This window comes from Acinetobacter sp. SA01, assembly GCF_011319235.1.
GTDB lineage: Bacteria > Pseudomonadota > Gammaproteobacteria > Pseudomonadales > Moraxellaceae > Acinetobacter.
In genome coordinates, this window is the sequence record NZ_WXXM01000033.1 from 1 (window position 1) to 10711 (window position 10711).

Genomic DNA, 10711 nt, shown 5'->3' on the forward strand with positions numbered 1-10711 from the left:
GTCCTTTATAGTTAAAGTGTTTGTTTGCACTCATATTTTAACTATTTAGACTCAGGTTTTTTTATTTAAAGCAAACTATGGGACAGTAGTGGCAGTGCCATCTTTTTTATAAAAACAGGGCTGCTTTATTCGGCCTGGTTATCCCCATAGTTCACCATAGAGATCAAACGGATGGGGACTTTAATCAGTTGTTCTGGGCCATGCGGAATTTCACCATCTAAAGTCAAGCAGTCGCCTGGCTGCATATGAAACACTTCATCGCCATGACGGTACATGATTTCACCTTCAATCAGATACAGCATCTCTGTTCCCGGGTGGGCAAAGGTGGGAAATTCTTCGCTGGCATCATCCATGCTGACCAAATAGGCTTCAAAGTTTTTGCGCGGCCCGCGGGAATGGGTCAGCAGGTGATACGTATGCCCTTTTTCGGTACCGCGACGCACCACTTCCATTCCTTCGCCTGATTTCACAATCATGGCCCGGCTTTCCTGATGGTCATATTGACTGAATAAGGTGGATAAGGGGATTCCCAGTACTTCACATAGGCGGCTTAGCGTTTCAAGGCTGGTCGAGACCTGGGCATTCTCAATTTTACTCAGCATACCCTGACTGATTTCAGCAGTCTGCGCGACTTCCGCCAGTTTCAAGCCCTGTTCCTGACGACAGCGTTTGATTTGAATGCCAATGTACTGTTCCAGTTTAAGGCTGTTCTTGTTTTGTCTCATTATGGATCAACTCGCACTGTTTTGAATCTAAATCCTGCTGACTCTTAATCAAAATTAAAAAGCAGCCCCGATGTGGAATGAAAGTATTATTTTATGAAACTTTTATTCTCTTTAGGAATATTAAGGCTTTTAGGCCCCAAGCACAAATTTTTTAACCGATCTAAAAAAGTTGGCAAGAGAATTGCTTTCTCTTTAGGAAAGAAAGTTTCTTCTGCTGAATAATACATTGAATCAAATATCTGTGCATTATTCGAGCCAAATATCATTTTTTGTCATATCGGGAGTATGTCAAATATGTTCCAGCAGGCCATCGTAAAAGAGTTCTTTAAAGAAGAACAGGACATCATTAGCAAGCCCAAGTACCGTGCAGAAGTACAGAAAGTCATTGATGATCATCAATTAAAATATGTATTGGCTCAGTTTGTCGATATTCACGGGTCCGCAAAAACAAAATCTGTACCGATTTCGGGTCTTAAAGCCATTGAAGGTGCAGGGGTAGGTTTTGCCGGTTTTGCCATTTCAGGTATGGGTATGCAGCCGCATGGTCCAGACTTTATGGTGAAAGGTGATTTATCTTCTTTAACACCCGTACCCTGGCAGCCAGGTTATGGCCGTGTGGTCTGTGAGGGCTATGTCAACGGCAAACCACATCCCTACGATTCTCGCTATGTACTACGCAAGCAAGTTGAGCGTCTGTCGGCTAAAGGCTGGACCCTCAATACCGGCTTGGAACCTGAATTCAGCTTGTTCCGCCGTGGTGAAGACGGCACGCTGAAAGCAGTCGATGAGTCAGACAATCTGGACAAGCCCTGCTATGACTATAAAGGCCTATCCCGTTCACGCCAGTTCCTGGAACGAATTACCGAGGCATTAATTCCAGTCGGTTTTGATATTTATCAAATTGACCACGAAGATGCAAATGGCCAGTTTGAGATTAACTATACCTATAGTGATGCCATGAACTCGGCGGACATGTTCACGTTCTTCCGTATGGCAGCCGGTGAAATTGCCCATGATTTGGGTATTGTCTGTTCGTTTATGCCCAAGCCAGACCCGAAACGTGCCGGCAATGGTATGCATTTCCACTTGTCGATAGGCAGTGCAGAATCCAGCAACCTATTTAATGATGACAGTGATCCGCAAGGCATGGGGCTGTCAAAAATGGCCTATCACTTTATTGCAGGACTGCTTGAGCATGGTCCAGCCCTGTGCGCCTTCTGTGCCCCAACTGTGAACTCATACAAGCGCCTGGTGGTAGGCCGCTCCCTTTCAGGTTCGACCTGGGCACCGGCATTTATTGCCTATGGTTCAAATAACCGATCCGCCATGGTTCGTATTCCTTATGGCCGTATTGAACTGCGCTTGCCGGATGCCGGTTGCAACCCTTATTTGGTTTCGGCAGCGATCATTGCGGCTGGCTTAGACGGTATTGAACGTGAACTGACCCCGCCACCTGCATGCAATGAAAACCTGTATACCTTGAGTTTGGAAGAAATTGCTGCACGCGGTATTGGCACCCTGCCTCAATCCCTGAAAGAAGCCGTCGAGGCTCTAAAAACAGATCCGCTGTTTAGAGAAAAACTCGGTGCTGAAATCGTTGACGAATTCATCCTGCAAAAAAGCATGGAATGGGTTGAATACAGCCGTCATGTTTCAGATTGGGAAATTCAGCGCTATACCGAATTTTTCTAAACTTTATTTTCACCCCCATAGCGTCCTTAGGACATGAATTAAAAAGAGCATTTAGCGGAGAACAATTATGTGCGGAATCGTAGGCTTATACTTAAAAAATCCAGCTTTGGAATCACAACTCGGCAAACTGTTTGAACCGATGCTGGAGTCGATGACCGGGCGTGGTCCTGACAGCGCAGGCTTTGCCATTTATGGTGACGAAGTATCTGAGGGCTGGGTCAAACTCACCTTGCAGTCGGTCGAAGATGAATTTGATTGGTCTGCATTTGCAGAAGCACTGAAAGCGGAACTGAACACCGACATGGACTGGTTCCAAAATGCCACGGCTGCAGTCATTAAAGCAAAATCGGATGAACAAACAGTGCGCGCGGCGATTGGCAAAATTGCCCCGCAGCTCAAGATCATGAGTGTTGGTCAAAGCATCGAAATTCTGAAAGGCATGGGTTTGCCGGTCGAAATTTCTGAGCGTTTCGGTTTGGCGAATATGAAAGGCAGTCACATTATCGGTCATACCCGGATGGCCACTGAAAGTGCAGTGACCATGGAAGGCAGTCATCCATTTTCCACCGGCGCTGATTTATGTTTAGTGCATAACGGTTCTCTGTCTAATCATGCCCGTTTACGCCAGGAGTTAAAACGTGAAGGCATCAGCTTTGAAACAGATAACGATACTGAAGTGGCTGCAGGCTATCTGACTTGGCGTTTACAGCAAGGGGATTCCTTGGCAGAAGCGCTAAACAATGCATTGGACGATCTGGATGGTTTCTTTACCTTTGCCATTGGCACCAAAAACGGTTTTGCCGTGATCCGTGATCCGATTGCCTGCAAACCGGCCGTGTTGGCTGAAACCGATGACTATGTGGCCATGGCTTCCGAATATCAAGCCTTGGCGTCATTGCCGAATATTGACAAAGCCAAGGTCTGGGAGCCAGAACCAGCCACCTTATATGTTTGGCAACGCAGTGTAGATCAAGCCGCCTAAGAATGACCCAGAATAGAAAACAGGAATAACCCTATGAATACAGCATTTGCAGAAAAAATCAGCACTTCAATTTTAAAAGATGAATTTGATTTAAGCGTAGACAGCATCCGTGATTTAAACCAGGCCCTGCATAGCAAAGAACTGACCGACAGCATTGTAGACTGGAAAGTCAGCAATCCAGGTGGCCAGCATAATATTGCCGTTGGCATTAAAGCCCCTGTGAATGTCACCATTGACGGCCATGCCGGATATTACTGCGCCGGCATGAATCAAGAAGCTCATGTCATCGTCAACGGTAATGTTGGGGTAGGCGTAGCTGAAAATATGATGTCAGGTTCAGTGCATATCAAAGGCAATGCCTCTCAAGCAGCAGGAGCAACAGCGCACGGCGGTCTGCTGGTCATTGAAGGGGATGCGGGGGCACGCTGTGGCATTTCAATGAAAGGCGTCGATATTGTGGTAGGCGGCAGTATTGGACACATGAGCTGCTTTATGGGGCAGGCTGGCCGTCTGGTGGTTTGCGGTGATGCAGGCGATGCGCTGGGCGACTCACTGTATGAAACCAGAATTTATGTCAAAGGTGTGGTGAAGTCTCTAGGTTCAGACTGTATTGAAAAAGAAATGCGTCAGGAACATCTGGCAGAACTGGCAGAACTGCTGTCTAAAGCCGGATTTGATGAAGATCCCGCTTCTTTCAAACGTTACGGTTCTGCACGCCAACTGTACAACTTCAAAGTCGACAATGCATCTGCATACTAATCAAGCGTAATAATGGAGCAATCAATCATGACTCAAACTATCCAAGAATTTGAACCCGTGTTACGTGAATCTGCAACGTTTGACCGTTTAACCATTCAAGAAATCCAGCGTGCAGCGGCAACCGGCATCTATGACATCCGTGGCGGTGGTACCAAGCGTAAAGTGCCGCACTTTGATGATTTGCTGCTGCTTGGTGCAAGCATGTCACGCTATCCGCTGGAAGGCTACCGTGAAAAATGCGGTACCGATGTGGTACTGGGCACACGCTTTGCCAAAAAACCGATTCATTTAAAAATTCCTGTAACAATTGCCGGCATGAGCTTTGGTGCATTATCTGCCAATGCCAAAGAATCTTTAGGCCGCGGTGCCTCTATGGTCGGCACATCTACCACAACCGGTGACGGTGGCATGACCCCTGAAGAACGTGGTCATTCGCAAACATTGGTGTATCAATATTTGCCATCGCGCTACGGCATGAACCCTGACGATTTGCGTAAAGCAGATGCGATTGAAATCGTACTCGGACAAGGTGCAAAACCTGGCGGTGGCGGTATGCTGCTGGGCATGAAAGTGACGGAACGTGTAGCAGGCATGCGTACTTTGCCAGTGGGTGTCGATCAGCGCAGTGCTTGCCGTCATCCCGATTGGACGGGTCCAGATGACTTGGCAATTAAAATTGCTGAAATCCGTGAAATCACCGATTGGGAAAAGCCAATCTATGTCAAAATCGGGGCCAGCCGTCCATATTATGACGTAAAACTGGCAGTGAAAGCGGGTGCAGATGTGATCGTGCTGGATGGCATGCAAGGCGGTACGGCAGCTACCCAGGAAGTGTTTATTGAGCACGTCGGTATTCCTATTCTTCCTGCCATTCCGCAAGCGGTACAAGCCCTGCAGGAAATGGGTATGCACCGTAAGGTTCAGCTGATTGTTTCTGGCGGTATCCGCACAGGTGCCGATGTGGCTAAAGCGATGGCCTTGGGAGCAGATGCGGTAGCGATTGGAACGGCAGCGCTGATTGCGCTCGGAGATAACCATCCGCGTCTAGACAAAGAACTGAAAGAAATTGGTTCAGCAGCAGGTTATTATGATGACTGGCAAAATGGCCGTGACCCTGCAGGGATTACGACCCAGGATCCAGAACTATCAAAACGTCTCGATCCGGTTGAAGGTGGACGCCATTTGGCCAATTACCTGCGTGTTTTGGTCTTGGAAGCACAAACCATGGCACGTGCCTGCGGTAAATCGCATTTGCATAATCTGGATCCGGAAGATCTGGTGGCACTGAATGTCGAGGCGGCGGCAATGGCTCGTGTACCGCTTGCTGGAACCAACTGGATTCCAGGTCAAACGCAGTATTAATAAACCCTCATCAGATGGAGATGCATCATCTCCATCTGATGATCTCATCGATAACCTGATTTAAATCTTGCAAGGTTGCTGAGATTTATTTGATTAAATAACACTAAATCTAAAAAAATGGAAAAATAATTTCTTAAATAACTTTTTTGCGTTGTTGTTGGTTTATGTGAAATGACAATAACTTTTTGATTAATAGTTTTTACCTTAAAAATATTGATCGGATAATTCCTTTAAATGCCATGCATACATGAATTTGACAGTTTGGATGAATCACATGAGTTCTTTTTACCAGGTTAAAGATCGATCATGAATGTGATTAAATGGCAGGGGGGGATTGAAAAATGAATGGATTTAAACACTACATGTACACACGGAAAAAGTATTCCTCCGCGGTTCTGCTGACAGACTGTATTGAGCACCGAATGCAGATGATGTAGTAGAAGGCAATTTTGTACATGCTCTAAGATGAGCATGATGAAGAATGAAATGTAGTTGCCAATTTCTAACATTAGTTGTATTAGTTAAAAAGTACAGAGTTGTTTTTCGGGGTAAGGGGATCCGACTTTTTCATATTCACTTTTACTGAGGCACCTTTAAGTTTTAAATATTGTTAAACTTTCGCCCATTCTAGTTATTAATGTGTACTAGCTTGTATCTCAAACCTGATCTGACAGTTACCCACTTTTTATTGTGCCTGTCAGGTTAAATTTGAGCTAAATTCTTCTCAGCCCAAATTCGTTTTCCATCAAGTAAAGTTTCAAATGGTGTACGACCACAGCACATTTTTCCTTGATGAGTCCGTTCAGTATTATAGAATTTCAGCTAGTCGTCTAGATCTGTCTGCAACTCTTCTAGCGTGCTATAAAGTTTTTTCCTAAATGTAATTTGATAAAACTCCTGCAGTATTGTTTTATGGAAGCGTTCACAGATCCCATTCGTTTGTGGTGAAGCTGCTTTTGTCTTCGTGTGATCAATGTCATTGAGCGCTAGATACAACTCATAGTCATGTTGTTCCACCTTACCGCATGAGCAGCACCGCTGCGCAAGGGTTCCTCTGTCTGTAAGAATGCGAAGCATTGGTAAATCCTGGGATTGATAGAAAGGTAATACACGATCATTGAGCAAATCAGCCACTGTAATTGGTGTTTTGGTTGTATAGAGCTTGCAATGAACGACCTTGCTATAAGTATCGATAAATGTTTGCTGGTAGATCCGTCCCCCCCCCTTGAGAGGTTTAATTCTGATCAGCAAATACAATCTGCTGCGAGGGCTTATCGAGAAGAAAAGAAGTTTAGTATCGATGATAGTGCTCTGACACCTTATCAACATTTGATAAGTTTTAGAGATGGTCGTTTAAGCAAAGATACTCAAGTTCAAGAATGGATGGACCGCCAAAATTTTAAGTTAAAAACGAATGATGTTAATAGTAAAAATTTAGATGTGGGCTGGTTTGATGAACTTTACGAAAAGGCTAAGAAACTGACTCGTTCTGATGAAATAATTCCTCTCCTTGATTTGTATTATCAAGATGCTAAGGGGAAAGATACACCTAAAGAAAAGAACTTGGTCAATGCGCTCGCGGCATTATTATTATTTAGAAAATTACGTAAAAACTTTCTACATTATTTTCAATGCCTAAGGAAAGATGATGAGCAACAAATTGTTAATTTTATTGCTGGTATAGAGCCAATTCTAGGAGATTATCTATATTTAGACAAGCAAAATTATCCAGTTAATAGGGAAGCACCTGAGCGAACCGTTAAATTTAGTTTTCAAAGAGTTGTCGGTCCTAAGAAAAAAAATGTTACTCAGCTGGTTATATTTAATTTAATGTTAAAAATTATGCAAGAAGATGAACTATGGATTAAATAGCCTAAGCAAATTGAAAGAAGAATTATTTAAAAATTTCTCTGATTATAAGTAAATTGCCTTTATGAAAAGCACCATGCTGACTTTAATCAATAAAGGCGATTTAAGAGCTGCTGCATCTCAGTTTGATCGCTCGATTTAAGACAATAGTGTGAAGATTAGCCGGTTGGTAAATCGACGAGCTAAAGAGAAAGAGCTATTTTCAAAAAAGTAATTTACAGTTGCAAATGGCTTTGTTGCACAAACACTTCAAAGGCTGATTTCATCTAGTCCTACCAAATTTAAGGCATAACTTGGGTGTTAGGTCTGCCTAATTCAGTAAATTTATTTAATCCTGCCACAGATGCATGAATCTCATTCACTTGGCTTTGAAGGTTCCTAGCACTAAGCTTATCAGACAACTACAGTATCCTAGACATGAGACAGACTCATTTTGAAACCGCCTCAAAGGCTTCTGGACTCATTCCATCGAGATGCGAATGACGCCTGATTCAGGTTCATGCAACCAAGCGTAATAGCCAGCATGGGCAATCTTAAGAACCCGACACATCGTTTTAATTTTAAATTGATGGCTGTATTCAAGGATAAACTGATACTTCACTCGAGCAGGCTTGCAAAGCAGCGTGAAAGCAGTGCTTTCACTTTAAGATGTCCCGTTCCGCTTCAGTCTGTTTAAGTTGACTTTTAAGGCGAAGATTTCTTTCTTTTCCTCGAATAGTTCATGTTTATCAGGCTGATTGCTGAAAGGTTGTTCGCATTCGCTATTTATACATGCTGTGGTGTGCTTAAACGTTGTGCAACATCAGTGACAGAATATTCACATGCGGTAATCAATTTAACAGCTTCATCTTTAAATTCTGGGGTGTATCGTTGTCCACTCATAATGTTCTCTCCTATATGCAAAAAGAATAGACGATATTTGTCTAGGAGATCTAGGAGAGTGGTGGCAGTCCAAAAAGATGTTATGTGTGTCTAAAATTTTGGAGGCTATTCATATATTAAATTTAAACCACATTTTTATATAAGTATGTGATATAAATAAAGAGAAAAACTTTTATCTTAAGGCAAGAGGTTTTCTCTTATTAAATGAACTTCTGTGTTTAACTTTTTTTTAAAATATAATAGTTGATATATGGCAAAAAACTTTTTTGATGATTGTGACTCAAGAAAACCCAAGTTACCTAGTCAATTGCCTAGAAGTGCAGAGTCAACTTTAGAGTATTCTCTTAAGGTTATGTCTGAGCTTGTGCATTGGTTAGTAAAATCTGGCATTGGTCATGCAGAGTTTTCAGCTTCTTTGCGTGTATTATTTTATAATGAATCTATAAAAGAATTAGAATATCTCGATCAAAGGAAAACAGATTCATCAATTAGTTTATTAGCAGGATTAAATAGACGTGATGTAAGTACTTTACGTTTGGAAAATGGAGGAAACCATCGGATTATTAAGAATTTTACTGACACTTTACCTGTAAGTGTGCCTGCACGGGTTATTGCACTGTGGGTACATAAAAATTTACCCAAAGTTTTGAATATCACTGGAACTGAAAATAGTTTTGAGTATTTAGTGAAGCAAATCTCTACAGAAAAACACCCTCGTTCTATTCTTTCAGAGCTGAAGCGTATCGGTTTGGTGAGTGAAGAAGATGGTAGGGTTATATTGCATAAAGAAAGTTTCACACCAGTTCCAGAAGAACATCAAACTAAGCAAATTTTCGCAGAAAATTTGGCAGACCATTTGGCTGCAGGTGTCTATAATTTAACCGAAGATCCAAATGCTTTCTTAGAGCAAGCAATTTTTGTTGATGAGTTGTCTGCAGATTCTGTAGATTATTTAAAGAATAAAACGCTTGAATTATGGGAAAAGTTTTCTAAAAGTCTATTAGCCGAAGCTATAATACGTTGTCAGGAAGATGAAGGGAGATTGGATGCGATTCATAGATTTAGGGTTGGGATTTATGAATTTGATGCAATAGATTTAAATCGAAAAAAATAATGTGATATTGTTAGGGCGTGTCCTCATTTGAAGAATTGGTTTTAAATACTTAACCCGAATCGCGGATAAGAAATTAACTTGAAAAACAGGAGGACTAGAGCCATCAGTTGAGTTACCACACCAAACTCTCAACTCTAGTCCTGATGTTCAATAGTACCGAATTATTCTGTGTCATTGATGATTTCTTTCTTAAATTTGAAGCAACCTACTGGAAATTCCTCAAGCAAAACAATCACTGTTTAAGAATCCGAACTGGTCAACTGAGCATCTCTGAAATCACCTTTATCGCCATTTGGTATAAGTGTTCTCACTTTAACAATTTCAAAGCATTCTTCTCATGGCTGAAGCAGGATAAAGGTCAGTTATTTAAGAGCTTGCCCTGTTACCAACGTATGATTCACCTGATTAATATGCATCAATTGGCACTACAGGCTTTACATGTAGCTCTGATGAAAGGTCAATACACACAATATTTGTGGATGGACTCAACGACGTTACCAGTCTGTAAAAATCAACGCATCCAACGCCATAAATCATTAGTCAGGATTGCATCTCGTGGTAAAAGCTCGATGGGGTGGTTTTATGGCTGTAAATTACATATTGTGATGAATCAATTTGGCGAGATCGTTAGCTCAGCCTTATCTAACGGGCATATTGCTGATATTAAAATGGTTGAGCAGTTAGTTGCAGGTTTACAAGGGAAGCTTTATGCAGATCGTGGCTATATCAGCCAAGAGTTAAAAAGCAAGTTAAGAGATCAAGGGATTGATTTAATTACCTATCATCGAAAGAACATGAAGTCTGCTCAACTACAAAAATCTGATGAATATCATTTAAAACAGCGCAATAAAATAGAAACGTTATTCAGCCTATTGAAAGGACAATACAATTTAGTAACAAGTAAAGCTCGTAGTATTTCGGGCTTTTTAAGTGGGATTTATGCTTCGGTATGTGCATACCAACTAACCCATCGAAATAAACCAATCATTCAGATTATGGAATCATTGGCTTAAACAGGATTGGGGTTACTTAAAATCCTCCTTTAAGCTCTTTTCATTTCTATATTTTTTCAATGGCACGTACTCTTCTCACCGATGATATTTGGCAGAAAATTCAAGATACTATGCGATTACACGGTTGTTACTGTTCAAAAAACAGTAGAAATATCATGGAAGCCATTTTATGGAAACTACGTACGGGTGCGACATGGCGTGATATTCCTCAAGAACTTTGCCCTTGGCAAACTGCTTACAATCGCTTTAATCGCTGGGCAAGTAAGGGATTATGGGATAAATTTTTTTTAGATTACGAGGCATTCTGGATCAG

9 protein-coding genes and 4 pseudogenes are annotated in these 10711 nt (G+C 42.0%); 9 read left to right on the top strand and 4 right to left on the bottom strand.

The window, feature by feature from the left end:
* Window positions 1-125: 125 nt before the first annotated feature.
* The gene (locus tag GTU69_RS16505; RefSeq protein WP_004704287.1) at window positions 126-725 is read right to left on the bottom strand and encodes an XRE family transcriptional regulator; all 600 of its coding nucleotides are present in this window, start codon (window positions 723-725) and stop codon (window positions 126-128) included.
* A gap of 294 nt (window positions 726-1019) precedes the next feature.
* Between GTU69_RS16505 and glnT the strand changes: the two genes are divergently transcribed.
* From glnT to GTU69_RS16525, 4 genes are all read left to right on the top strand, one after another.
* Entirely contained in the window at window positions 1020-2417 is a 1398-nt protein-coding gene (gene glnT / locus GTU69_RS16510; RefSeq protein ID WP_205683571.1) for a type III glutamate--ammonia ligase, read from the top strand.
* A 67-nt stretch (window positions 2418-2484) separates the two neighbouring features.
* The gene (locus tag GTU69_RS16515) at window positions 2485-3399 is read left to right on the top strand and encodes a glutamine amidotransferase family protein (RefSeq protein ID WP_166172135.1); all 915 of its coding nucleotides are present in this window, start codon (window positions 2485-2487) and stop codon (window positions 3397-3399) included.
* Between the two features lie 33 nt (window positions 3400-3432).
* Window positions 3433-4158 (top strand): protein glxC, encoded by a 726-nt coding sequence (locus GTU69_RS16520; protein ID WP_166172137.1) that lies wholly within the window; start codon window positions 3433-3435, stop codon window positions 4156-4158.
* A 27-nt stretch (window positions 4159-4185) separates the two neighbouring features.
* Complete coding sequence (locus GTU69_RS16525; RefSeq protein WP_004704280.1) at window positions 4186-5520, top strand: FMN-binding glutamate synthase family protein; 1335 nt, start codon at window positions 4186-4188, stop codon at window positions 5518-5520.
* Between the two features lie 702 nt (window positions 5521-6222).
* On the opposite strand, the pseudogene GTU69_RS16530 reads toward GTU69_RS16525, so the two are convergent.
* Window positions 6223-6750, bottom strand: a pseudogene (locus GTU69_RS16530) (integrase core domain-containing protein); the annotation flags it as partial.
* Here GTU69_RS16530 and GTU69_RS16535 point away from each other — a divergent pair.
* Together GTU69_RS16535 and GTU69_RS17240 are read left to right on the top strand one after the other, a co-directional pair.
* Window positions 6748-7392, top strand: a pseudogene (locus GTU69_RS16535) (site-specific integrase); the annotation flags it as partial. The pseudogenes GTU69_RS16530 and GTU69_RS16535 overlap by 3 nt on opposite strands.
* Window positions 7393-7447: 55 nt before the next feature.
* Window positions 7448-7603 (top strand): annotated as a pseudogene (locus GTU69_RS17240) (lysozyme); the annotation flags it as partial.
* A 67-nt stretch (window positions 7604-7670) separates the two neighbouring features.
* On the opposite strand, the pseudogene GTU69_RS16540 reads toward GTU69_RS17240, so the two are convergent.
* Together GTU69_RS16540 and GTU69_RS16545 are read right to left on the bottom strand one after the other, a co-directional pair.
* Window positions 7671-7790: pseudogene (locus GTU69_RS16540) on the bottom strand (IS5/IS1182 family transposase); the annotation flags it as partial.
* A 364-nt stretch (window positions 7791-8154) separates the two neighbouring features.
* Window positions 8155-8271, bottom strand: a complete 117-nt coding sequence (locus tag GTU69_RS16545; protein WP_240921734.1) for a transposase — start codon at window positions 8269-8271, stop codon at window positions 8155-8157.
* Window positions 8272-8521: 250 nt separating this feature from the next.
* Between GTU69_RS16545 and GTU69_RS16550 the strand changes: the two genes are divergently transcribed.
* From GTU69_RS16550 to GTU69_RS16560, 3 genes are all read left to right on the top strand, one after another.
* On the top strand, window positions 8522-9385 hold the full coding sequence (locus tag GTU69_RS16550) for a DUF6502 family protein (protein WP_240921737.1): 864 nt from the start codon (window positions 8522-8524) through the stop codon (window positions 9383-9385).
* Window positions 9386-9528: 143 nt separating this feature from the next.
* On the top strand, window positions 9529-10398 hold the full coding sequence (locus GTU69_RS16555) for an IS982 family transposase (protein WP_166172139.1): 870 nt from the start codon (window positions 9529-9531) through the stop codon (window positions 10396-10398).
* A 59-nt stretch (window positions 10399-10457) separates the two neighbouring features.
* Window positions 10458-10711: transposase (locus GTU69_RS16560; protein ID WP_166172141.1), on the top strand; the 254-nt coding region annotated here is incomplete at its 3' end.